Source organism: Streptomyces sp. NPDC045968, from assembly GCF_056430475.1.
On the sequence record NZ_JBWKLF010000001.1, the window covers coordinates 44,786 to 68,348 of the forward strand.

Sequence of the window (23,563 nt, forward strand, 5' to 3'; positions counted from 1 at the left end):
GGGGGGCTGGTGGGGTGGGGGGAAGGTTTTTTTTCTTTTGGGGGTGGTGGGGGGGGGGGGGGGGGGGGGGCCCCCCCCCCCCCCCCCACCCCGCGGCGGCTCTCCTCAGTCGACGGACGGGCTCGACGCCGCGGCCCTGGGCGGACCCGGCTCCGCCCGCATGGCCGGCTGCCGGGGCAGCGTGCCCACGGGCCGCCGCTCCTTGAGCGGTACGGGCACGGGCAGCCCGCCCGTCTCGCCCAGGAAGACCCGGCGCACCACCCGCTCGGCGGCGTACCCGTCGTCGTACGGACAGAACCGGGCCCGGAAGGCCGCCCGCAGCTGTGCGGACCGGGAGCCCCGCCAGTGGTCCGAGGTGAAGATGTCGAGCAGGTCGTCCTGGCTGCGGGCGACGGCTCCCGGCGGGAACGTCCGGAGGTCGAAGTACGTCCCCCGGGCCGCCTCGTACGCCTGGCTGTCGTCCAGGTGGATGACGAGCGGGCGGTCCAGATTGGCGTAGTCGAACATCAGCGACGAGTAGTCCGTGATCAGTGCGTCCGAGGCGAGACACAGCGTCTCCAGCGACGGATGGTCGCTGACGTCGATGATCCGGGGATGCGGCCTCCGGCCGGCCGGGGCCATCGGGGCGCTGTACAGGTAGTGGGAGCGGGCCAGGACGACGTAACGCGGTCCGAGGACCTGCACGAGCCGTTCCAGGTCGAGGGTGTGGCGCTGGGAGCGCCGGTAGTCGCGGTGCGTCGGCGCGTACAGGATGGCGGTGCAGTCCTCCGGGATGGAGAGCGTCTCGCGCAGCCTGGCCACCTCCTGCGCGCTCGTCCGGTGGAAGACGTCGTTGCGCGGATAGCCGTACTCCAGCGTCGTGTAGCCGGACGGGTAGGTCCGCTCCCACACGAGCGTGGAGTGCAGATTGGCGGAGAGGGAGAAGTCCCACTTGTCGATGTTGCGCAGCAGCTGTTCGAAGTCCGTGGACCCGGCCGCCGCCGGGCGGTCCACCAGGTCCGTCCCCATCGTCTTCAACGGCGTCCCGTGGTGGGTCTGCACCAGCACCTGGCCACGCCTCTTCACCAGCCGGCGGTCGAAGTTGACGTTGTTCACCAGGTACTTGGACCGGGCCAGCGCGGTCCAGTAGCGGAACGTCCCCGGGTGCAGCCTGCGGGTACCGGTAGGCACGGTGTGCGCGTCCTCGGGGCGGCAGATCCAGGAGGTCCGCAGGCCCGGGACCAACTCGCGGGCCTTCGCCTCGATCGCCGCCGGATTGCAGGCGTAGCCCCGGTTCCAGTAGGCGGCGAACACCGCGTCGTGCGGACGGACCGGCAGCCGCAGCTGGACGCGGTAGTGCAGCTGGAGGAGGGCCCCGCGCACCAGATGGCGCAGGGCCGCGACGCGGAGCCGCAGCACGCCGCGCAGCTGCTGTGCCGCCCACAGCAGACGGTACGTGCGGTGGGCGCCCAGCCGGAACAGCCCGTGGCGCAGCCGGGCGCGGCGCGGGACGCGGGCGCCGGGCGTGCGGTAGCGGACGCAGTGGGCGCGGGCACGGCGGAAGAACTCGGCGCGGGTGCCGTGCGGCAGCCGTCCGTGCGAGGTGAACAGCGTCGAGAAGTGGTCGAGCATCCGCCGGAATATCACCGGCCGCCAGACGGCGAGTCCGGGGCGGGCGTCGATGAACGCGAAGACCCGGTCGTACTGGTCGAAGACGTCGAAGTGCCGGCGGCTGGTGGTGGAGAGGATGTTGCCCCGGCGCCGCTGGCGGTAGCCGACGCACACGGCGTCGAGGACCGCGATCGACCCGGCGGCCATCAGCACCGGGTAGGTCCAGGGCGTGTCCTCGTAATAGCCCGGCGGGAAGGTGAAGCCCTCCGCCTCCACGAACTCGCGGCGGTACGCCTTGTTCCAGACGACCATGAGGATCTTGAGCAGCTCGGGACGGTCGGCGAGCCGGAAGGAGGCGGGGCCGGTCTCGGCGAGGTACGGGGCGAGCTGGTTGCGGACGGTTTCGCCGGACCAGTGGACACGGGTGTAGTCGTAGACGAGGACGTCGGGGCCGCCGGTCGCCGCGATCCGGTCGGCGATGAGCTGGAGCGCGTCCGGCAGGAGGGTGTCGTCCCCGTCGAGGAAGATCAGGTAGTCCCCGCTCGCCCTGGCGATACCGGCGTTGCGCGCGGGGCCGAGGCCGGTGTTCTTCGGCAGGTGGACGACGCTGAACCGGTGGTCGCGGCCGGCGTACTCGTCGGCGATGGCACCGCAGGCGTCCGGTGAGCCGTCGTCGACCACGATGATTTCGAAGTCCTTGAAGGACTGGCCCGACACCGAGTCCAGGCACTCGTGCAGAAACGCCTGGACCCGGTACGCGGGCACGATGACACTGAACCGGGGCACAACACATCCATGGGTCGGTCGCGGGCGGCAGGTGGCCCGCAAACGGCCGAAGGAGTGACATGGTTACGCCAGACGTGGCATTCGGGGGACATACGGGGTGGAGCGGCCCGGTTATGGGTAACGGGGCCGCTCCGTGTTGACGCGTCCGACGGGTGCCGGCGGATGGCTACTTGACGGCGCCCGCCATCACACCGGACACGAACTGCCGCTGGAACGCGAAGAAGACCGCCAGCGGAATCACCATCGAGACGAAGGCGCCGGGCGCCAGCACATCGATGTTGTTGCCGAACTGGCGCACCTGCTGCTGGAGCGCCACGGTGATCGGCGGGGACTCGGAGTCGGCGAAGATCAGCGCCACGAGCATGTCGTTCCACACCCAGAGGAACTGGAAGATGCCGAGCGAGGCGATCGCCGGTCCGCCCAGCGGCATCACCACCCGGGTGAAGAGCCTGATCTCGCCCGCCCCGTCGAGCCGGGCGGCCTCCAGCAGTTCGCGCGGGATCTCCGCGAAGAAGTTCCGCAGCAGGAAGATCGCGAACGGCAGCCCGAAGGCCGTGTGGAACATGATCACGCCGAAGGTCGTCTCGAAGATCCCGATGGCGCCGAAGAGCTCGGAGACCGGGATCAGGGCGACCTGTACGGGCACGACCAGCAGCCCGACGACGATCAGGAACCACCAGTCGCGGCCGGGGAACTCCATCCAGGCGAAGGCGTATCCGGCGAGCGAACCGATGACCACGACCAGGAACGTGGTCGGGACGGTGATCATCACCGTACTGAAGAGCGAGTCGGTGATGACTGAATTGTCCAGCAGGCGCTGGTAGTTGTCGAAGGTCAGCTCGGAGGGAGCGGTGAAGATCTTCCACCAGCCGGTCGCCGCGATGTCGTCGGCGCCCCGCAGCGAGGAGAGCAGCAGCCCGATCGTCGGCATCAGCCAGAACAGGCCCACCAGGATCAGGAAGACCCGCATCACCCCGCCACCGGCCCGGGCGGCGATCCGCCCGGCGAGGGACTGCTTGGCCTTCACTGTCGGCACTGTGGTCACCGGCGCCCCTCCTTCCGTATCCGGCGGATGTTGAACAGCATCACCGGGATCACCAGCAGCAGCAGGAGTACGGCGATGGCGCTGCCGATCCCCAGATCGGCGTCCGTGCCGAACGAGGACCGGTACAGCTGGAGCGCCAGTACGTTCGCGTCGTCCTGGGAGGACCCCGGCGCGATGATGAACACCAGGTCGAAGATCTTCAGGACGTTGATCATCAGCGTGACCAGCACCACCGCGAGGACCGGTGCGAGCAGCGGCACCGTGATCCGGCGGAACACCTGCCACTCGTTGGCCCCGTCCACCCGGGCCGCTTCGAGGAGTTCACGCGGCAGACCGGCCAGGCCCGCCGCGATCAGCACCATCGCGAAGCCCGCCCACATCCAGACGTAACTGCCGATGATCCCGGGCGTCACCAGCGACGGCCCGAGCCAGTCGACACCGTTGTACGGCTCCGAGAAGTTGGACGCGGGCAGCCGGACCTGGGCGCCGTCGGCCGAGGCGGGCAGGGTGAACGTACCGTCCGCGCCCGCCGTGGCCGACGCGATCACCTTGCCGTCCTTGACCGCCTCGACCTTGATGCCCTTGAGGCCGAGCTCCTTGGGGTCGACGACATTGGGTGTGCCGCCGCCGCCCTTGGTGAAGTCCAGCCAGGCGGTACCGGTGATCTTCCCGTCCCCGCCGCCGGCCGCCTTCGCCGGTGCGGCGTCGCCCGGCATCTTCGCCGGGGCCACGCCCACCAGCGGGATCAGGACCGGCTCACCGGCCTTCACCGGCTGCTTCGTGACGAACGAACCGCCACCGCCCGCCTTCAGCGGGTGCGCGGGCAGCGGATGCGCCTTGGGGAAGCCCGCCGACTCGGCGAACGTGTCGTGCACACCCACCCATACGGCGTTGGCGACACCCCGCTCCGGGGCCTGGTCGTACACCAGACGGAAGATGATGCCCGCGGCGAGCATCGAGATCGCCATCGGCATGAAGACGATCAGCTTGAACGCCGTGCCCCAGCGGATGCGTTCGGTCAGCACCGCGAAGATCAGCCCGAGGGCGGTGGAGATCGTCGGCGCGAACACGACCCAGACCGCGTTGTTCTTGACCGCGGTACGGATGGTGGCGTCGGTGAACAGCGCCTTGTAGTTGTCGATCCCGGCGAAACCCGTACCCGCCTGGTCGAAGAAGGAACGGTAGACGGAGTAGACGATGGGATAGACCACGAGCGCGCCGAGAAGCACCAGCGCGGGCAGCAGGAACACCGCCGCGATGAGCTTCCTGGTGCCGGTCACGCTCCTGGCCGGACGCTGACGTGGACTCTGATCGGCGGGGGGCACCGTGGCGGTGCCCCCCTCGGCCGCTTCTCTCATCCCGTCAGCTCTTGAACGCCTTGGCCGCGTCGGACTCCAGCTTGGCTTGAGTCCCCGCGATGTCCTTCGGGTTCTTCAGGAAGTCCTGGAGCGTCTTCCACTCGCCCTTCCCGGGGGTGCCGCCGAACGACTGCGGCGCCTGGTCGGACATGTCGAAGCGGACGTCGTCACCGGCCGCGATCAGTGCCTCGGCCATCGTGCGCTGCACGTCGTTCGGATACGCGGCGGCGTCCAGGCCCTTGTTCGGCGAGATGAACCCGCCCGCCTCGGCCCAGATCTTCGCCGCGTCGGTGGAGGCCAGCCAGGTCAGCAGCGCCTGCGCGCCCTTGCTGTCCTTCAGCGCCACCGCCGCGTCGCCGCCCGTCACCACGGGGGAGTCGGCGCCGACCGCGGGGAACGGGAACACCTTGGCGTCCTTCCCGATCTCGGCCTTCGTCTGTGCGATGTTGATGGAGACGAAGTCGCCCTCGAAGACCATGGCGCCCTTGGGCTGGTCGCCGCCGGTGAACGTCTGGGTGACGGACGCCGGGAACTCCGTCTGGAGCGCGCCGTCGGCGCCGCCCGCGATCAGAGTGGGCTTGCCGAAGAGCTGGGCGAGCGTGGTGAGCGCGTCCTTCACGGACGGGTCCGTCCACTTGATCTCGTGCTGCGCCAGCTGGTCGTACTTCTCCGGGCCCGCCTGGGAGAGGTAGATGTTCTCGAACCAGTCGGTGAGGGTCCAGCCGTCCGCGCCGCCGACCGAGACCGGGGTGACACCCGAGGCGGAGATCGTCTCGGCCGTGGCCAGGAAGTCCTTCCAGGTCTTCGGCTCACTCGCGCCCGCGTTTTCGAACGCCTGGGCGTTGTACCAGATCAGGGACTTGTTCGCGGCCTTGAAGTACACCCCGTACTGGGTGCCGTCCACCGCTCCGAGGTCCTGCCAGACCTTCGCGTAGTTCTTGCTCAGCTGGGCCTTCGCCTCGGCGCCCACCGGCTTGGCCCACTTCTTCGCCACGGCCTGCTGGATCGCTCCGACCTGCGGGATCATCGCGACGTCCGGCGGCTGGCCCCCCGCCACCTTCGTACCGAGGAAGTTGACGATCGGGTCCTGCGCCGGGACGAAGGTGACCGCCGCGCCCGTGCGCTTCTCGAACTCGTCCAGCACCTTGGTGAAGTTGGCCTGCTCGGGCCCGGTCCAGACCGCGGCGACCGAGATCTTCTCGCCGTCCAGTTTCGGCAGTACGACGCTCGACGGGCTCTGGCTGTCCTGGGCGGAGCCCTTGCCCGGCTTGTCCTTGCCGCCGCTGTCGCCACCGCAGCCGGTGAGGGCCAGTGCCCCGACCGCGGTGCATACCAGTGCGGCCCTACCCATGCGAAGGGTTGTGCGCATCCCTGCCCCGTCTCTCCTGCGCGCATGTGCGCGGAGCCGTGCCGCCGGCCGCTGGGGCCGCGCTGCCGCTCCGCGTACATGTCGTGCGTTCATTGCGTACACGTCGTCCGTGCGCACAGTCCTACGCCCGGGGCACGGACGCCGCAATACCGCCATCGGCCCCAACCAGCTGATCGTTGTGGGCTCGTGACGTCACATCAGTGCGACGAGTGGCTGATTCCGATCATGGAGTCAGGAGGGGAAGGGGAGGAGCGGGGGCAGTCGTTCCGCGTTCACCGAACGGGCTGCCCGCTCCAGGGCGCTGGCCAGGAGCGCCAGGTCCGTCGGCCCGTTGCCGAGCTCGCGCACGGGGCGGCGGGTGGGCGGATCGCCCATCCGCTCCCATTCCAGCGGCACGACGGTGGGGCGCAGCGTCGCCGTACGGGGAATGCGGCCGGTGACCCGGCCCCCCTGGAACGGTGTGACCCGCCCGTCGGGATGCCCCAGCCGCCCCCGCCCCGGCGCGGGTTCGTCCGGGGAGGGCGGTACGGCCGGTGCGTCGAGGATGATCCGCAGCCGGGCCCCCCGGGCCAGCTCGGTGTCCTCGGTGCGGTCCGGGCGTGCGGAGGTCGCGACCAGGTGCACGCCGAGCCGTCCGCCGTCCCTGGCCACGGCCTCCAGGGCGCGTACGACGGAACCGGCGGCGGGGCGGCCGGGGCTGCCGAGCGCCGGGGCGACCAGGGCGTCGAAGTCGTCGGCCAGGACGACGAGCCGGGGCAGCGGGGAGGGGCCGGGGTCCGCGGTCCGCGCGGCGGGTCTCAGCCGCAGGGTGCCGGTGGCCGGTGAGTCCAGGTCGCCACGTTGTTCGGTGGCGCTCGGCGGACGCCCGCCCACGACCCGCCCCGCCTCGTGCCGCGCGTGCCACTCGGAGAAGTCCAGCGGCCCGAGCAGCTCGGCCCGGCGCTTGAGCTCACCGCCGAGGGCCTGGGCGAACTCGCGCATCCTCACGGGGTCGGAGGCCACCAGGTGCGTGAAGACGTGCGGCAGTTCCGTGCAGGGCCGCAGTCCCTCGCCGCGCTCGCTCCCGGCCCCGTCGATGAGCAGGATGCCGAGCCGGTCGGGCCGGGCCGCGGCGGCGAGCGAGGCGGCCACGGCCCGCAGCAGCTCCGTACGTCCGCTGCCGGCGGGCCCCTCGATCAGCAGATGCGGCCCTTCGTCGGCCAGATCGACACTGAGGGCCCCCCGGGGCCCGGCCCCGAGCACGACGACGGGCCGCCCGGCGTACACGGCCGACCCACCCGCTCCCCGCCCCCCGGACTCACCGCTCGCCCCTTCGCCGCGCCGCTGCGGCTGCACGGCGGCGCGGGAGCCGGGGTACGGGGTGCGGCCGGAGCCGGTGCTGTCGGTACGGGGGTACGGGGTGCGTCCGGAGCCGGTGTTGCTCGTCCCCGGGTACGGCGTGCGGCCCGAGCCGGTGGTGTCGCTGCCCGGGTACGGCGTACGTCCGGAGCCGTGGGTGGTGCCTGCGGGATACGGGGTGCGACCGGAGCCGGAGTTCTCGGTACGGGGGTACGGGGTGCGGCCCGAGCCGGCGGTGTTCGTCCCCGGGTACGGAGTCCGCCCCGAGCCGGAGGTGTCCATGTCCGGGGGCGTGCGCTGGGGGCCCACGCGGGCGCCCGTGCTGACGGTGCGGCCCGAGCCCGGGGTGTCCAGTTCCGACGCCGAAGGGCCGGGGGAGGCCGCGGGGCGCGGTGTCGCACCCGGCTGCTCCTCCGCCGTGGAGGCCCAGCGCGCCATCAGCGACGCCGGGGTGGCCCTCGCCAGCCCCAGCTCGTCCAGCAGCCGGGCGGACGGCGGCAGCGCCGCGGCCATCGGGCGGCCGGGCAGCGCCACCGAACCCTCCTCGCGCAGCGGGGCCAGCGCACGGCCGAACCGCTCGGCCCAGGCCACCGAGACCGCGTCCACGGCCGCCACCGTGCCGTGGCCCGCCGTCTGGCCGCCCGCCGTACGCAGCAGGCGCAACGCGGTCGCCACGTCGCCGCTCAGCATCGCGACGGCCCCGCACTCGCGGAAGGCGATCGAGGCGCGGCACGCGGCGTCGTACGTCGCCGTGACCGGCGATGTCGGCGACGAGGCCGGAGTCTCGGCGAGGCAGATCAGATGGATACCGGCGGCCGCCCCCGCACCGGCCAGCCGGGCCGTGGTCTCGCGCAGCGCCGAGGAACCGGGGTCACCGTCGACGATCACCACGGTGTACGGCCCCGTGTGGCGCCGGGCGGCCTCGGCGACCGTGGACCGGTCGACGCTCGCCCAGCCGGGACCGAGCGGCCCCTCGTCCAGCCGGCGCACCAGCTCCGCCGTACGGGCCGTGGCCTGCTCCCGGTCGTACGCGAGGAGCAGCCTGCAGTCCTGCCCGTGCATCGGCCGCAGATGCGGCAGCCACCCGAGCCATGCCCACTCGCGCCGGCGCTCGTCCGTGCTGCGCGAGCGGTCGGTGCTGATCAGCACGATCTCCAGGTCGAACGGGGAGTGCAGCGCGGCGAGCTGTGCCACCGTCGACCGGGCCAGTCCGGCCAGCCGGGCCCTCGGCCCCGCGAGGCCGAGCGAACCGGCCTCCCGCAGGCCCACGGTCACAGGAACGGCGGGCAGCTCGGCCCGCTCGGTCGTCCCCAGCCGTACGACCAGCGCCTCGGGGTGCTCGGTGCCGCGCTCCCACAGGCGCGGACCGGGACCGAGAGCGGTCAGCAGCACCGCCGCCGGGTCGGGCCAGGTGCCCGCCGGGGCGGTGGCACGGGGAGGCGGCGAGGACGCCGAGGACGGTGCGAAGGAAGAAGGGGTGGCGCGGGCGTCGTCCGCCTGCCCCGCAGCGTCGTGGGCGGTCTCGCCTCTGCCGCCCGCGAGTCGTCTCGCCCAGGCGCCTATGCCGCCACGGCGGGGCGCCTCGCCCGCGACATGACGGGTGCCGTGGCCATGGGTGACGGAGGAGTGCGCCCCGCCGGGCGCGTACCGGTGGTCGTCGTGCCCGGCCGGCCCCGGGCCGCCCTGGGCGGGGACATCGCCGTACGCGTGCGACGGGCCGTCCCCGTGCCCGTACGCCGTCTCGTACTCCGCTTCCCCGTGCTCCCCCCGGTCCGGGGCATGGGTGACCGACGCCCGGTTCACCCGCAGGTGGCCCTCGCCGTCCGGGGCCGTCGGCAGGACGGGCGTGCGGGTGCCCGAGGTGAGCCGGAGCGTCGATTCGCCGAGCCGCAGCAGCGCGCCCGGGTTGAGCCGGACCGGCCGGTCGTGGACCTCCGTACCGTCCAGGGAGGTGCCGTTGGTGGAGCCCAGGTCGGTCACCGAGACCCGGCCGTCCTCGGAGACGGTCACCGCGCAGTGCAGCCGGGACACGTCCGGGTCGTCGAGCGGGACGTCCGCGTCGGCCGAGCGGCCGATCCGGATCTGCCCGCCGTGCAGCAGATGCACCCCGCCCGCGTCGGGCCCGGCGATCACGTGCAGGTGCGCGGGGACGGCGTCGTCCGCCGTCTCCTCCTCACCGGGCACCTGGAGCGAGAGCACCGCGCCGTCCACCAGCGGGGGCTCGCCCAGGGCGATGCGCTGCGCGTCGAGCCGCTCGCGCCCGGCGAACAGCACCACCGCACCGCCGCCCATGGAGCCGTCGGGCGCGGAGACGGCCGAGGCCAGGCCGGAGGCGACGGCGGCGAGTGCCGTGCCCGCGGGCGCGGTGACGAGCACATCGCAGGCGCGTGCCGGGGTCGGGGTCTGGCCGCTGCGCGGCGCGAGGACGGTCAGCCGGATCTGCATCGCCGTCAGCGGTCCCTTCTGCGCGGGCGCCCGGCAGGGGAGATGACCTGTGATTCCCCCCACCCGGCACGGACGCGTCGTCCGGTACAGGTCGTCACGTACCGCGAGGCTCCCGACCCCACAGTTCCGTGCTGGAGGCATCCTCGCACCTGACACTGACAACACGCCCGGGGGCCAGCACTAAGTGATCTTGAATCGTCGGCTGTGGACGTAAAAGTGCCTGCTTGGGTCGTGCTCGAAGCCCCCCGCCGGGCGCCTGCCGCACGACGGGAATCCGTCCTGCGCACCTGTTCGACAACCAATCGACCGTGTGCTGCGTCTTCACCCCCACACACTCCAGGACACACAGGACACGGCGGAAACACGACCGCAAGACGACCGGCCGACGGCCCGTTCAGCGGCATTAGAGTGGGCCGGAACATCCGGGCAGGCCCGGCGGACGGCAAGCACCACGATCAGCAGGGAGCGCATGACGTGCGGCCTGTAGGCAGCAAGTACCTCCTGGAGGAGCCGCTCGGACGCGGCGCCACCGGCACCGTCTGGCGAGCCCGCCAGCGGGAGACCGCGGGCGCCGAGGCGGCCGTCGCGGGCCAGCCCGGCGAGACCGTTGCGATCAAGGTCCTCAAGGAGGAGCTCGCCAACGACGCGGACGTCGTGATGCGGTTCCTGCGCGAGCGCTCCGTGCTGCTCCGGCTCACCCACGAGAACATCGTGCGCACCCGGGACCTGGTCGTCGAGGGGGATCTCCTCGCCCTCGTCATGGACCTGATCGACGGCCCGGACCTGCACCGCTATCTCCGCGAGAACGGCCCGCTCACCCCGGTCGCCGCCGCGCTCCTCACGGCGCAGATCGCGGACGCGCTCGCCGCCAGCCACGCCGACGGCGTCGTCCACCGCGACCTCAAGCCCGCCAACGTGCTGCTGGACGAGCGCGACGGCCGGATGCACCCGATGCTCACCGACTTCGGCATCGCGCGGCTCGCCGACTCCCCGGGCCTGACCCGGACCCACGAGTTCGTCGGTACGCCCGCCTACGTGGCACCGGAGTCCGCCGAGGGCCGGCCGCAGACCTCGGCCGTCGACATCTACGGCGCGGGCATCCTGCTGTACGAGCTGGTCACCGGCCGTCCGCCGTTCGCCGGCGGCACCGCGCTCGAAGTCCTGCACCGGCACCTCAGCGAGGAGCCGCGCCGCCCCACCACGGTCCCGGAGCCGCTGTGGACGGTCATAGAGCGCTGCCTGCGCAAGGACCCCGACCAGCGTCCCAGCGCCGAGAACCTGGCCCGCGCACTGCGTACGGTCGCCGCGGGCATCGGCGTGCACGCCAACTCCGCCCAGATCGCGGCGGCCGACGGCGTGGGCGCCCTGCTCGCCCCCGACCCGGCACCCGCCGCGGTGCCGGAGACCGCGGGCGCGGCCGACCCCACCCAGGTGCTGCCGAGCAACGCGGGCTCGTACAACCCGAACGCGTACGACCCCGCCGCCGCGACCAGCGTCATGCGGCAGGAACCCGGACCGAACCAGGGGTTCGGCCAGGGCGCGGGCGGGGCCGACCCGACCTCCGTCATGCCGCCCGTACCGCCCCGCCCCGACGGCCCTCCGGAGCCCGACGGCCCGCACCCGTGGCAGTCGCAGCTCCAGGCGGCGCGCGACCGCAACGAGCAGACGCAGGTCCAGTACCTCGACCCGAACCAGGACCCCCTGCGCCGTCGGCCGCAGCGCCAGCAGCCGCCGCAGCACCAGCAGCGTCAGCAGGCGCCCCAGCACCAGCAGCGTCAGCAGTACCCACCGCAGCAGCAGCCCCAGCGCTACCATCAGCCGCAGCAGCAGCATCAGCCGCAGCAGCGTCAGCAGTACGCGCCCCCGCAGCAGCCGCCGCCCCAGCCGCCGGCCCCCCGCCAGCCGAGGCAGCGCAGCTCCAACCCGATGCGCATCCCGGGACTCGGCTGCCTGAAGGGCTGCCTGTTCACCGTGGTGCTGCTGATCGTCGCGAGCTGGCTGATCTGGGAACTCACGCCGCTCCAGGACTGGGTGGCCCAGGGCAAGGGCTACTGGGAGGCGATCGGCGACGCGATCACCACCGTGAAGGACTGGGTCTCCGAGCTGGGCAACGCCGCCGACAGCGCCGAGAACGCGGGCAACTGACGCCGAAGACCGGTGATTCTGTAGCTATGTCGACTTCTACGGGCCAATTTCGCCCGTAGAAGTCGAGGTTGGCGCCATCCAGGGCACGCAGCACCCGAATCGCCGCGTAACTTTGTCGACCGGGGGTCCAACGCCAGCCGCTGAGGGAGCAGTCTTGGCACGGAATATCGGCAGCCGGTACACCGCCCACCAGATCCTGGGGCGCGGCAGCGCCGGCACGGTGTGGCTCGGCGAGGGGCCTGAAGGCCCCGTCGCCATCAAGCTGCTGCGTGAGGACCTCGCGTCCGACCAGGAGCTCGTGGGCCGCTTCGTGCAGGAGCGCACCGCCCTGCTCGGACTCGACCACCCGCACGTCGTCGCGGTCCGCGACCTCGTGGTGGACGGCACCGACCTGGCGCTCGTCATGGACCTCGTACGCGGCACCGACCTGCGCACCCGGCTCGACCGCGAGCGCAGGCTCGCCCCCGAGGCCGCGGCCGCGATCATCGCGGACGTCGCCGACGGCCTGGCCGCCGCGCACGCCGCCGGAGTGGTCCACCGCGACGTCAAGCCGGAGAACATCCTGCTCGACATGGAGGGCCCCCTCGGCCCCGGCGGCTCGCACCCGGCCCTGCTCACCGACTTCGGCGTCGCCAAGCTGATCGACACCCCGCGCCGCACCAAGGCCACCAAGATCATCGGTACGCCGGACTATCTGGCCCCCGAGATCGTCGAGGGCCTCCCGCCGCGCGCCGCCGTCGACATATACGCCCTCGCGACGGTGCTGTACGAGCTCCTCGCGGGGTTCACGCCCTTCGGCGGTGGACACCCCGGTGCCGTCCTGCGCCGCCACGTCACGGAGACGGTCGTCCCGCTCCCCGGCATCCCCGAGGAGCTCTGGCAGCTCCTCGTCCAGTGCCTGGCCAAGGCGCCGGCCTCCCGGCTGCGCGCCTCCGAGCTCGCGGCCAGGCTGCGCGAGCTGCTCCCGCTGCTGGCGGGCATCCCGCCGCTGGACGTGGACGAGCCGGACACCGAACCGGAACCGCAGACCTACGACGAACAGCAGTACACCCCGGCCGAGGAGCCCCGCCGCCGCGGCGCCGTCCCGCTCGTCCCCGGCTCCTCCCCGGACTCCAACCGCGACACCCACACGAGCATGCGCGTCCCGGCCCCCGACGAACTGGCCGGAGGCCCGCTCGGCACGGCACGAGCCCCCCGCGCCCCGGGCCGCCCACGCCCCGGCTCGGCCCGCAACAAGTCCGCCGCGGTCCGTAAGCGACGCCTCACCCTCGGCGTGGCGGCGTTCGTCCTCGCCGCGGCGGTGGGCGTCGGAAGCTGGCTGGCCACCGGCGGCGACAACGCGGGCGCCACCCCCCAGGACACCAGGAACTCGGCGCCTTCGTCGCCCTAGGCCGTGTCCTGGACGGGCACGAACCGGGGCCGGCTTCCGGGTGAGGGACAGCTTCACTCGTCCAGCCGTTACGCTGGACCCGTGGCAGTCGTCGATATTTCCGAAGAGCTGAAGTCCCTCTCCTCCACCATGGGGTCGATCGAGGCCGTCCTGGACCTGGATGCGTTGAGGGCGGACATTGCCGCGCTCGAGGAGCAGGCTGCGGCGCCGTCCCTGTGGGACGACCCGGAGGCGGCACAGAAGATCACGAGCAAGCTTTCGCACCTCCAGGCCGAGGTCCGCAAGACCGAGGCCCTGCGTGGCCGTATCGACGATCTCGGCATCATGTTCGAGCTCGCCGAGGACGAGGGCGACGCGGACGCGCTCGGCGAGGCCGAGGCCGAGCTGGAGTCCGTGCGGAAGGCGCTGGACGAGATGGAGGTCCGTACCCTTCTCTCCGGCGAGTACGACTCGCGTGAGGCGCTGGTCACCATCCGTGCCGAGGCGGGCGGCGTCGACGCCGCCGACTTCGCCGAGAAGCTCCAGCGCATGTACATCCGCTGGGCCGAGCGGCACGGCTACAAGACCGAGGTCTACGAGACGGCGTACGCCGAAGAGGCCGGCATCAAGTCGACCACCTTCGCTGTCGAGGTGCCGTACGCCTACGGCACGCTCTCCGTCGAGCAGGGCACGCACCGGCTCGTCCGCATCTCGCCCTTCGACAACCAGGGCCGCCGCCAGACGTCCTTCGCGGGCGTCGAGGTGCTGCCGGTGGTCGAGCAGACCGACCACATCGAGATCGATGAGTCCGAGCTGCGCGTCGACGTGTACCGCTCCTCGGGCCCCGGCGGCCAGGGCGTCAACACCACGGACTCCGCGGTGCGCCTGACCCACCTGGCCACCGGCATCGTCGTCTCCTGCCAGAACGAGCGCTCGCAGATCCAGAACAAGGCGTCCGCGATGAACGTCCTCCAGGCGAAGCTCCTTGAGCGCCGCCGCCAGGAGGAGCAGGCCAAGATGAACGCGCTCAAGGGCGACGGCGGCAACTCCTGGGGCAACCAGATGCGTTCGTACGTCCTGCACCCGTACCAGATGGTCAAGGACCTGCGTACGGAGTTCGAGATGGGCAACCCCGAAGCGGTCTTCAACGGCGAGATCGACGGCTTCATCGAGGCCGGTATCCGCTGGCGCAAGCAGCGCGAGAAGTAGTCCCACGCGCCTCGCGGTTGAGCCCGGGCCGGCCACCACCGCCCGGGCTCTTCCGCGCTCCGGCGCAAGGGGAGTTGAGGGGGCTGCGTGGTGAATGCGTCACAGTCGTGGTTCCGAATGCCTGTCAAGAACCCCCATACCGGTGCGCATTACACGAAACGGCCTTGACGTAATCCTTAACTCTGGACAGGGTGCTTAAGCAGCATGCGTATGTCCGGGACGGGTGCGAACGGGGGCGGGCGGGATGGCCACGGCACGAAGTGGCCCTGCCGAGAGCGCAACCCCGCAGGGCCGCGGCCCCGCATATGGCTGCTCCATAATCAGAACGGCTACTGGGGGTAGCAGCAGATGACCAAGAAGACGCGAGTCCGCGTCGCGCGGATAGCCGCGGGTGCGGTAATCGCCGCGGGCGCCTCGCTCACCGCTGCCGGTGCGGCACAGGCCGTCGGCATCGGTGTCGACGTCGCCGGTCTCAGTGTGAAGGCGGAGGCCGACGAGAGCGGCCTGAACGTCGGCCTGGGTGTCGACGGCGAAGACGCCGGTGGCACGGACCCGGCAGGCGGTACGGACCCGGCCGGTGGCACCGACCCGGCAGGTGGCACGGACCCGGCCGGCGGTACGGACCCCGTCGGCGGTACCGACCCGGCGGGCGGCACGGACCCGGTCGGTGGCACCGACCCCGTGGGCGGCACCGACCCCGTCGGTGGCACGGACCCGGTCGGCGGTACGGACCCGGTCGGTGGCACCGACCCCGTGGGCGGCACCGACCCGGTGGGCGGCACTGACCCCGTCGGTGGCACCGACCCCGTGGGCGGTACGGACCCGGTCGGTGGCACCGACCCGGTCGGCGGTACGGACCCCGTGGGCGGTACGGACCCGGTCGGCGGTACGGACCCCGTGGGTGGCACCGACCCGGTCGGCGGCTCCGAGGACGGCGGCTCGGAATCCGGCGGTTCCGAGGACGGCGGCAACAACGGCAACGGCGGACAGGGCCAGCAGGCCGGCGGCACCGGGAACTCCGGTTCCGCCACCGACGGCGGCGCGGGCACCTGCACCGTGGACCTCGACGGCGCCGAGTGTGTCGACAACACCGACACCGACAGCGTCGGCAACCAGCCGGTCGAGCAGGGCAAGGGCAAGGACGAGCTCGCCGAGACCGGTGCGGCCGAGACCACGTTCCTGCTGGTCGGCGCCGCGACGATGATCGCCGGCGGCATCGGCTTCCGGATTCTTCCGCGCCTGGTGAACGGCCGCACGGTCGCCTAAGGGCGATCAGCGGCAGGTACGTACAGAGGGACCCGGCCCGCGCGAGCGGACCGGGTCCCTCTGCATGTCACAGGGCCCCTGGGAGGCGCGCCCGGCGGTCTACCGCGTCAGCAGCGCCAGCGCCGCGACCAGCAGCACCATCAGCGCGATCAGCATCGCGGGATTCAGCCCGGCGAAGGGCCCCTGCTCCCGCTCCTGCTCCATCTGCTGTCGCACCGCACGGCAGACGCGGCAGCGTCCCTCGTTCACGGGCGCCGCGCAGTTCGCGCACACCAGTCGGTCATAGGTCATGCGCTTTCCTCCTCCCGCGCGGCGGAGCCGCATACACGTTCTCTCCGCACAACGCTCCGGGAAACGCGACCGTTCCCCCTACCACTGTGCCAGCTCGCGCCGATTTCGGCGCGGGCCGCCCGGCACCGTACCGCCGGACCCCTTCCCGGACCGCCCGCCCGGCGCCGGATTTGCCCGTTCCGGGTGTCACAAATCACCCATTGCCGGAGCCCGCCTGCACGCGTAAGCCCGGTTCGCGTATGGTCACGCTCACCTACTCCCGGCCGACCGTGGTGCATCCGTGATCCGATTCGACAACGTCTCCAAGACCTACCCGAAGCAGAGCCGTCCCGCGCTCCGGGACGTCTCACTCGACATCGAGAAGGGCGAGTTCGTCTTCCTGGTGGGCTCCTCCGGCTCCGGCAAGTCCACCTTCATGCGGCTGATCCTGCGTGAAGAGCGCGCCAGCCAGGGCATGGTCCATGTGCTCGGCAAGGACCTCGCGCGGCTGTCCAACTGGAAGGTGCCGCAGATGCGCCGTCAGCTGGGCACGGTCTTCCAGGACTTCCGGCTTCTGCCCAACAAGACCGTCGCCGAGAACGTCGCCTTCGCGCAGGAGGTCATCGGCAAGCCGCGCGGCGAGATCCGCAAGGCGGTGCCGCAGGTTCTCGACCTCGTCGGTCTGGGCGGCAAGGAGGACCGGATGCCCGGCGAGCTCTCCGGTGGTGAGCAGCAGCGCGTGGCGATCGCGCGGGCGTTCGTGAACCGTCCCATGCTGCTGATCGCCGACGAGCCGACCGGCAACCTCGACCCGCAGACCTCCGTGGGCATCATGAAGCTGCTGGACCGGATCAACCGGACCGGCACCACCGTGATCATGGCGACCCACGACCAGAACATCGTCGACCAGATGCGCAAACGCGTCATCGAGCTCGAGCAGGGCCGTCTCGTACGTGACCAGGCGCGCGGCGTCTACGGCTACCAGCACTGAGCATCGAGTACTGAAAGGACGCCATGCGCGCCCAGTTCGTCCTGTCGGAGATCGGCGTCGGTCTTCGTCGCAACCTCACGATGACCTTCGCCGTGGTGGTCTCTGTCGCCCTCTCGCTCGCCCTGTTCGGCGGCGCGCTGCTGATTCGCGACCAGGTCAGCTCGATGAAGACCTACTGGTACGACAAGGTCAACGTCTCGATCTTCCTCTGCAACAAGAGTGACGCCAAGGACGTACCCAAGTGCGCCAAGGGTGCGGTCACCACGGAGCAGAAGAAGGAGATCAAGGCCGATCTCGAAAAGATGGACGCCGTCGAGAAGGTCAGCTTCGAGACGGTCGACGAGGCGTACAAGCACTACCAGGAGCAGTTCGGCGACTCCCCGATGGCCGGCAACATCACGCCGGACCAGATGCAGGAGTCGTTCCGCGTCAAGCTCGACGACCCGAAGAAGTACAAGGTCGTCGCCACGGCCTTCGCGGGACGTGACGGGGTGCAGTCCGTCCAGGACCAGAGATCCATCCTGGACAACCTCTTCGAGCTGATGAACGGCATGAACACGGTGGCGCTCTTCGTCATGGCGCTGATGCTGGTCATCGCCCTGATGCTGATCGTCAACACCGTCCGCGTCTCGGCCTTCAGCCGCAGACGGGAGACGGGCATCATGCGGCTCGTCGGTGCCTCCGGCTTCTACATCCAGATGCCGTTCATCATGGAGGCCGCCTTCGCCGGACTGATCGGTGGCCTGCTCGCCTGCGCCATGCTGATAGGGGGCCGGTACTTCCTGATCGACGGCGGACTCGCTCTCCAGGACAAGCTGAACCTGATCGAGTTCATCGGCTGGGACGCGGTTCTCACGAAGCTGCCGCTGGTCCTCGCGATCGGTCTGCTGATGCCGGCGTTCGCGGCGCTCTTCGCGCTCCGCAAGTACCTCAAGGTGTGAGATGCGCCCCGGGTGCCGCACGGTCAACCGGCCGTGCGGCACGGGGGCGTTGTCCTAGACTCGACGCCATGTCGGGCCCTTCGTACCGCTTCGTGCCCCGCGGCCTCTGCCGCGGGGCAGCCCTGACATTGGTCTTCGGATGTGTGCTCGCCACCGCCGCGGCCACCGGGTCGCTGCCGCGCGAGGCCGACCCGGGGAAACGCGGCATACAGGCACGCTCCGTGGTCTCCGCCGTCGATCCCCGGGGCCGTGAAGCGGTCGAGGACGCGGCCGCAGAGGCCGAGGCCGACGGGAAGTCCGTGACGGACGCGGCCCAGGAGGCCGTCAGCCGCAGTGGGGACCGCTGGGGCGCGGTCTACGACGAGCAGGAGTACGAGGACTTCGAGCAGGCCCTCGACGGCTCGTACACCGGGGTCGGCCTCTCCGCCCGGCGCTCGGCCGGCGGGAGCGTCACCGTGTCCCGCGTCGAGCCAGGCGGGCCCGCCGCGCGGGCGGGCATCCGCAAGGGCGATCAGCTGCGCACGGTCGACGGCCACCGGGTCGACGGGCGCCCCGTCGCGGAAGTCGTCGCCCTGCTGCGCGGAGACCGTACGGACGCCGCTGCGGGCACCGCCGTCGCCCTGGGACTCCGGCGCGGCGGGCACGGCTGGACCGAGACCCTGCGTCGGGCCAGGCTCTCCACCGAGGCCGTCAGCGTCCGGCGGCTGGGCGGCGCACCCTCCTCCGCCGTCCTGATCAAGGTCACCGCCTTCACCAAGGGGACGGGCACCGAGATCCGGGACGCCGTGCGCGCGGCTCCCGGGGACGCCGGAATCCTCCTGGACCTCCGTGCCAACGCCGGCGGCCTGGTCACCGAGGCCGTCACCGCCGCCTCCGCCTTCCTGGACGGCGGCCTGGTCGCCACGTATGACGTGCACGGCGAGCAGCGCGCCCTGAACGCCGAGCCGGGCGGCGATACGGACCGCCCCCTCGTCGTCCTCGTCGACGGCGGGACGATGAGCGCGGCCGAACTGCTGACGGGCGCGCTCCAGGACCGGGGCCGCGCCGTCACCGTGGGGACCCGCACCTTCGGCAAGGGCTCCGTGCAGATGCCCAGCAAGCTCCCGGGCGGTTCGGTGGCCGAACTGACCGTCGGGCACTACCGCACACCGACGGGCCGCAGCGTGGACGGACAGGGCATCACCCCGGACCTCGTGGCCGGTACGGCGGCCCAGCAGCGGGCCGAAACAGTATTGAGTGGCCTCGGGGGTGGGTCGTAGTGCGAAAATGACCGCACTATGGCCAAGGAAAAAGACACAGGGCGCAAGATGATCGCGCAGAACAAGAAGGCGCGGCACGACTACACCATCCTCGACACCTACGAGTGCGGCCTCGTGCTGATGGGCACCGAGGTCAAGTCGCTGCGGATGGGCCGGGCCTCCCTGGTGGACGGCTTCGTCCAGATCGACGGCAACGAGGCGTGGCTGCACAACGTCCACGTCCCGGAGTACGTGCAGGGAACCTGGACCAACCACACGGCCAAGCGGAAGCGCAAGCTGCTGATGCACCGGGCCGAGATCGACAAGCTGGCGTCGAAGTCGCAGGAGACGGGCCACACCATCGTGCCGCTCGCGCTGTACTTCACGGGCGGCCGGGTCAAGGTCGAGATCGCGCTCGCGAAGGGCAAGAAGGAGTACGACAAGCGTCAGACGCTGCGCGAGAAGCAGGACACGAGGGAGACGAACCGTGCGATCTCGGCGGTCCGGCGACGTCAGCGGAGCGCCTGAGCCGGAATAGGCTGGCACCGTCGCGCGTTGTTCACGTACGATGGCAACTGCACCCCACGGGGTGTGGCACCACCTTGATAAAAACACATGGGGATGATCGGTTTCGACAGCGGATGTCGAAGCAGGGGAAGCGAGTCGAGGAAGCGGCAATGATCTCGTAAACCATATGTCGCAAACAATAATCGCCAATTCCAAGCGCGATTCCTCCGCCTTCGCCCTCGCTGCCTAATTAGCAGCTAAGCGAAGACTCTGCGGAGTGTCAGCCCGGGGGTGATCCCGACCCGGATCCTGGCATCACTAAGGGATCTAAACTTCTAGACCCGGTCACGGGGCCTAGAAGGAAATCAAACAGTGGCTGGGCCTGTCGGAGGCTTGTTCGTGTGACCTCCGGGGCCGAGAAAAGCGCAGCGAACTGCACTCGGAGAAGCCCTGGTTCCGCACCGTTGGACGCGGGTTCGATTCCCGCCATCTCCACAATTCCCATGTACACGAGGACCCCGTTGCCAGCAGGCGACGGGGTCCTCGTGTTTTCCGGCCCTCCCCGGTCAGGAACGCCGGATGCCGACTGCCGCGACGGCCAGGGCCAGACCTGCCGCGCCCATCGGCAACGCATAGCCGGTCACCGTTCCGGCGTGCTCCACCATCCAGCCGCCTGCCGCCGATCCGGCGGCTATGCCGCCGAGCAGCGCGGTGACCGCGAGTGTCATGCCCTCGTTCAGCTGCCCCTCGGGAGTGAGGCGCTGCACCAGCGTCATCCCGGTGACCATGGTCGGCGCGGTCGCGGCGCCCGCCAGCAGGAGGCAGCCCGCGAGCACGAGCCGCGAGTCGGTCGAGGCGGCGGCGAGCAGGGGGAGGGACATCAGCGCCGTCATCCCCGCCAGACAGAGCAGCAGCCGGCGCCGGACGTCCGCGACGGGGCGCAGTGACCCGTACAGGAGTCCCGCGGCGCAGGAACCGGCTGCCTGGAGGGCGAGGATCGCGCCTCCGGCGTGGGCGATCGACACCACCTCCATGGCGCCGAACACCGCGCCCGTGGCGAGGAAGGCGGCGAGCAGGGCGGGCATTCCAGTGGCACGGAACGGGGACGCGGTGTGGGTACGGGGCGCCACCGGGGGCTCGGTCTCCCGCTGGGCGGCGAAGATCAGGACGCCGGTCATCATGAGGATCGCGCCGGCCAGGGTGCCTGCCTCGGGGAACAGGGCCCCGCACAGGGTCGCGGCCAGGACCGGGCCGAGCATGTAGCAGAGCTCGTCGGCGGCCTGTTCGAAGCTGTTGGCGGTGTGCAGGGCGGCGGGATCGCCCCGGTGGATGTACGCCCAGCGCGCGCGGGACATGCCGCCGGTGTTGGGTGTGGTGGCCGTCGCGGCGTAGGCGGCGAAGAGCGTCCAGACCGGGGCGTCGTAGTGGACGCAGAGCAGCAGCGCGAGCGAGCCGAGCGCGGCGACGGCGGTGGCCGGTACGGCGACCCTCGCCTGGCCGTACCGGTCGACGAGCCGCGCCGTCCAGGGGGCGACCACGGCCATCGCGGCGAGCCCGGTCGCGGTGACCGCGCCCGCCAGGGCGTACGAGTCGTGCGCTCCGGCGATCATGATGACCGCGCTGACGCTGAACATTCCCATGGGCAGCCTGGCCAGCAGATTGCCCGCGGTGAACGCGCGGACGCCGGGGGTGGCGAGCAGCTGACGGTACGGGTTGACGCGTGCCGCGGGGGCTGCGGGCGTGGTGGGGCGGCCGTGCGCGGGCGGGTGGCTCGGGGCGCCGGTGGCGGTGTCGGGCGGCATGCGCCAAGCGTCGTGGCGCCCGTCCACGCGGTCCAACACCTACTCCGTACCGATTAACGCGTATGTGTTGTAAATTCTGCGCGTGGCACCTTCCGACATCGATCCCCGGCTCCTGCGTGCCTTCCTCGCGGTGGCGGGCGAGCTGCACTTCACCCGCGCCGCGGCCCGGCTCTACGTGGCCCAGCAGGCGCTGAGCAGGGACATCCGCCGACTGGAGCGGGAGCTCGGTGCGGAGCTGTTCGTGCGCACCACCCGCCAGGTCTCCCTGACCGCGGACGGCGAGCGGCTCCTCCCGTACGCCCGGCGGGCGCTGGACGCCCATGACGCTCTGGCCGCCGCCTTCGGCGATCCGGCCGACCGGCCGCTGCTCGTGGACCTCAACACCGACGGCATGACCGCCGCCCGGGTGCTGGCCCGCGCGCGGGAGCTCGCCCCGGCGTGCGAGCTGATGGCCCGCTTCGAGAGCGGGCTGACATGGGCGGCCGGAGAGGTACTCGCCGGGCGGCTCGATGTCTCCTTCGGGCGGGCCGCCGGGCTCGACCCCGCGGTGCGGGCCCGGCTCTCCGTGCAGCCCGTGCGGTACGAGCCGATGGCCGTGCTGCTGCCCCTTGATCACCGACTCGCCGGACACGAGGTCGTCGAACCGGGCCAGTTGGCCGGCGAGACCGTCTACGCGGGCGCGGGCAACGAGCGCACCCAGGAGTGGACGGACCTCGCCCGGCTGCTCTTCGACGCCTGGTCCATCGTGCTCGCTCCGCCCGTCCCGCTCGCCGTCGGCGTGGCCGAATTCCAGCGGGTCATGGCCAAGTCGGGGCACCCCGTGCTCGCGGTCGTCGACTTTCCGCCGCTTCCCGGAACCGTGGTGCGGCCGCTGGTCCGCCCCGTACCGCTGTCGCCGCTCCTGATGGTCTGGCGCAATGGACTGATTCACCCCGGTCTGTCCGCCCTTCGCGCTGCGGCTGCCCAACTGGCGGCGGAGGAAGGGTGGATGAAGCGTCCATCTGGATCTTGGCTTCCGGAAATCGACGCGTCACTGATGCGCGAACGTCACTGAACAAGTCCCGGGTACCGGAGCTTGAGAGTCCGGGGCGTGCGCTACATTCATGGTCCGGGTGCACTGGGACAGGCGCGCGTGGACAGGGCTGGGGCCCCTTCCGACCGCGCGAAACCGGTCATTCCGCTTGCTCCCGGTTCATTGAGTGGGGGATGTGCGTACACCTGTGGAAAATTGGCGTGAAGGTACCCGAACCGGGCATACGCATGAGCCGAACGAGGTCACCCTCCAACTCGACGGCCTCGGACGGCAGCTGTCCGAACTGGCCATCGAACCGGGCTCCCCGGAAAGCTCCGACGGCCCCGTCTTCGTCGACGAGAGCGGCCGTCGCAGCAAGTCGCTCCGGCGCGTGGGCTGGCTGCTCGCCGCGATCTGCGCCGGCTACGCGGTGACGCTGGTCGTGGCCGTCCTCGGCGGCAGTTCCACCGCGCCCTGGCTGCCCATATCCGGACAGCATGAGAAGTCGGCCGAGGTGGAGGTGCAGCCCGCCCCGACCGAACCCGCGGCCCCGGAGACCGTCTCCGGCACCGGCGCTCCCGACGCCGCTCCCGAGGACCAGGAAGTCCCCGGCAGCGCCCCGCAGTCGGCCAACGGCGCCGACCCCGTCCCGGCCGGGCCCGCCACGGCCACCCGGGTCGCGCTGCCCGCCGTGACCCCCCGGGGCGACGAGGCCTCGCGGTCCTCCGCTCCGGCCGGCCCGGCCACCGAATCGCCCGTCCCCGGCTCCGCGTCGCCCGTCGAGCCCTCGGAAAGCCCGGACCCGCCCGTCGAGACAACCGTTCCGCCGGTGGATGAACAAGAAGGCGCCCAGTAGATGACACCCCCCGCCCGGCGGGGCAG

The 23,563-nt window shown here is 71.4% G+C and carries 17 protein-coding genes and 1 other RNA gene; 11 read left to right on the forward strand and 7 right to left on the reverse strand.

The window, feature by feature from the left end:
* Window positions 1–105 precede the first annotated feature (105 nt).
* The 5 genes from AC07FA_RS00160 to AC07FA_RS00180 all read right to left on the reverse strand — a co-directional run bounded on the left by AC07FA_RS00160 (window position 106) and on the right by AC07FA_RS00180 (window position 9,931).
* Window positions 106–2,376 carry a bifunctional glycosyltransferase/CDP-glycerol:glycerophosphate glycerophosphotransferase gene (locus AC07FA_RS00160; protein ID WP_479072415.1) on the reverse strand — a complete coding sequence of 757 codons (2,271 nt, stop codon included), beginning with the start codon at window positions 2,374–2,376 and terminating at the stop codon, window positions 106–108.
* A gap of 166 nt (window positions 2,377–2,542) precedes the next feature.
* Window positions 2,543–3,421 carry a carbohydrate ABC transporter permease gene (locus tag AC07FA_RS00165; RefSeq protein ID WP_479072416.1) on the reverse strand — a complete coding sequence of 293 codons (879 nt, stop codon included), beginning with the start codon at window positions 3,419–3,421 and terminating at the stop codon, window positions 2,543–2,545.
* Window positions 3,418–4,779 (reverse strand): carbohydrate ABC transporter permease, encoded by a 1,362-nt coding sequence (locus tag AC07FA_RS00170; RefSeq protein WP_479072417.1) that lies wholly within the window; start codon window positions 4,777–4,779, stop codon window positions 3,418–3,420. Before AC07FA_RS00170 ends, AC07FA_RS00165 begins: the two co-directional genes overlap by 4 nt.
* Window positions 4,780–4,783: 4 nt before the next feature.
* Complete coding sequence (locus AC07FA_RS00175) at window positions 4,784–6,148, reverse strand: ABC transporter substrate-binding protein (protein ID WP_479072418.1); 1,365 nt, start codon at window positions 6,146–6,148, stop codon at window positions 4,784–4,786.
* Between the two features lie 231 nt (window positions 6,149–6,379).
* Window positions 6,380–9,931, reverse strand: coding sequence for an FHA domain-containing protein (locus tag AC07FA_RS00180; protein WP_479072419.1), 3,552 nt, complete (start codon window positions 9,929–9,931; stop codon window positions 6,380–6,382).
* Between the two features lie 474 nt (window positions 9,932–10,405).
* Between AC07FA_RS00180 and AC07FA_RS00185 the strand changes: the two genes are divergently transcribed.
* From AC07FA_RS00185 to AC07FA_RS00200, 4 genes are all read left to right on the forward strand, one after another.
* Window positions 10,406–12,076, forward strand: coding sequence for a serine/threonine-protein kinase (locus tag AC07FA_RS00185; RefSeq protein WP_479072420.1), 1,671 nt, complete (start codon window positions 10,406–10,408; stop codon window positions 12,074–12,076).
* 154 nt (window positions 12,077–12,230) lie between these two features.
* The gene (locus tag AC07FA_RS00190) at window positions 12,231–13,466 is read left to right on the forward strand and encodes a serine/threonine-protein kinase (RefSeq protein ID WP_479072421.1); all 1,236 of its coding nucleotides are present in this window, start codon (window positions 12,231–12,233) and stop codon (window positions 13,464–13,466) included.
* Between the two features lie 81 nt (window positions 13,467–13,547).
* Window positions 13,548–14,654, forward strand: a complete 1,107-nt coding sequence (prfB, locus tag AC07FA_RS00195) for a peptide chain release factor 2 (RefSeq protein ID WP_479072422.1) — start codon at window positions 13,548–13,550, stop codon at window positions 14,652–14,654.
* Window positions 14,655–15,002: 348 nt separating this feature from the next.
* Entirely contained in the window at window positions 15,003–15,920 is a 918-nt protein-coding gene (locus tag AC07FA_RS00200) for an LPXTG cell wall anchor domain-containing protein (RefSeq protein WP_479072423.1), read from the forward strand.
* 99 nt (window positions 15,921–16,019) lie between these two features.
* Here the strand turns inward: AC07FA_RS00200 and AC07FA_RS00205 are convergent, their stop codons facing one another.
* Window positions 16,020–16,211, reverse strand: a complete 192-nt coding sequence (locus AC07FA_RS00205) for a hypothetical protein (RefSeq protein WP_479072424.1) — start codon at window positions 16,209–16,211, stop codon at window positions 16,020–16,022.
* A 280-nt stretch (window positions 16,212–16,491) separates the two neighbouring features.
* Here AC07FA_RS00205 and ftsE point away from each other — a divergent pair, with 280 nt between their 5' ends.
* The 5 genes from ftsE (at window position 16,492) to ssrA (ending at window position 20,365) form a co-directional block, all read left to right on the forward strand.
* Entirely contained in the window at window positions 16,492–17,181 is a 690-nt protein-coding gene (gene ftsE / locus AC07FA_RS00210; protein ID WP_014046319.1) for a cell division ATP-binding protein FtsE, read from the forward strand.
* Window positions 17,182–17,204: 23 nt separating this feature from the next.
* Window positions 17,205–18,122 (forward strand): permease-like cell division protein FtsX, encoded by a 918-nt coding sequence (gene ftsX / locus AC07FA_RS00215; protein ID WP_479072425.1) that lies wholly within the window; start codon window positions 17,205–17,207, stop codon window positions 18,120–18,122.
* Between the two features lie 68 nt (window positions 18,123–18,190).
* Window positions 18,191–19,381 (forward strand): S41 family peptidase, encoded by a 1,191-nt coding sequence (locus AC07FA_RS00220; protein ID WP_479072426.1) that lies wholly within the window; start codon window positions 18,191–18,193, stop codon window positions 19,379–19,381.
* A gap of 18 nt (window positions 19,382–19,399) precedes the next feature.
* On the forward strand, window positions 19,400–19,888 hold the full coding sequence (smpB, locus tag AC07FA_RS00225; protein ID WP_479072427.1) for an SsrA-binding protein SmpB: 489 nt from the start codon (window positions 19,400–19,402) through the stop codon (window positions 19,886–19,888).
* A gap of 89 nt (window positions 19,889–19,977) precedes the next feature.
* Window positions 19,978–20,365: a transfer-messenger RNA gene (gene ssrA / locus AC07FA_RS00230) on the forward strand.
* Between the two features lie 68 nt (window positions 20,366–20,433).
* Here ssrA and AC07FA_RS00235 read toward each other — a convergent pair.
* Entirely contained in the window at window positions 20,434–21,669 is a 1,236-nt protein-coding gene (locus AC07FA_RS00235; RefSeq protein WP_479072428.1) for an MFS transporter, read from the reverse strand.
* A gap of 82 nt (window positions 21,670–21,751) precedes the next feature.
* On the opposite strand from AC07FA_RS00235, the gene AC07FA_RS00240 reads away from it, so the two are divergent.
* Together AC07FA_RS00240 and AC07FA_RS00245 are read left to right on the forward strand one after the other, a co-directional pair.
* The gene (locus AC07FA_RS00240) at window positions 21,752–22,723 is read left to right on the forward strand and encodes a LysR family transcriptional regulator (protein WP_479072429.1); all 972 of its coding nucleotides are present in this window, start codon (window positions 21,752–21,754) and stop codon (window positions 22,721–22,723) included.
* 154 nt (window positions 22,724–22,877) lie between these two features.
* On the forward strand, window positions 22,878–23,537 hold the full coding sequence (locus AC07FA_RS00245; protein WP_479072430.1) for a hypothetical protein: 660 nt from the start codon (window positions 22,878–22,880) through the stop codon (window positions 23,535–23,537).
* The last annotated feature ends 26 nt before the right edge of the window (window positions 23,538–23,563 follow it).

Coding starts and splice junctions, on each gene's coding strand:
- AC07FA_RS00200 (WP_479072423.1), top strand. CDS start 15,003: ATGACCAAGAAGACGCGAGTCCGCGTCGCGCGGATAGCCGCGGGTGCG.
- AC07FA_RS00235 (WP_479072428.1), bottom strand. CDS start 21,669: ATGCCGCCCGACACCGCCACCGGCGCCCCGAGCCACCCGCCCGCGCAC.
- AC07FA_RS00170 (WP_479072417.1), bottom strand. CDS start 4,779: ATGAGAGAAGCGGCCGAGGGGGGCACCGCCACGGTGCCCCCCGCCGAT.
- AC07FA_RS00175 (WP_479072418.1), bottom strand. CDS start 6,148: ATGCGCACAACCCTTCGCATGGGTAGGGCCGCACTGGTATGCACCGCG.
- AC07FA_RS00220 (WP_479072426.1), top strand. CDS start 18,191: ATGTCGGGCCCTTCGTACCGCTTCGTGCCCCGCGGCCTCTGCCGCGGG.
- smpB (WP_479072427.1), top strand. CDS start 19,400: ATGGCCAAGGAAAAAGACACAGGGCGCAAGATGATCGCGCAGAACAAG.
- AC07FA_RS00205 (WP_479072424.1), bottom strand. CDS start 16,211: ATGACCTATGACCGACTGGTGTGCGCGAACTGCGCGGCGCCCGTGAAC.
- AC07FA_RS00180 (WP_479072419.1), bottom strand. CDS start 9,931: ATGCAGATCCGGCTGACCGTCCTCGCGCCGCGCAGCGGCCAGACCCCG.
- ftsX (WP_479072425.1), top strand. CDS start 17,205: ATGCGCGCCCAGTTCGTCCTGTCGGAGATCGGCGTCGGTCTTCGTCGC.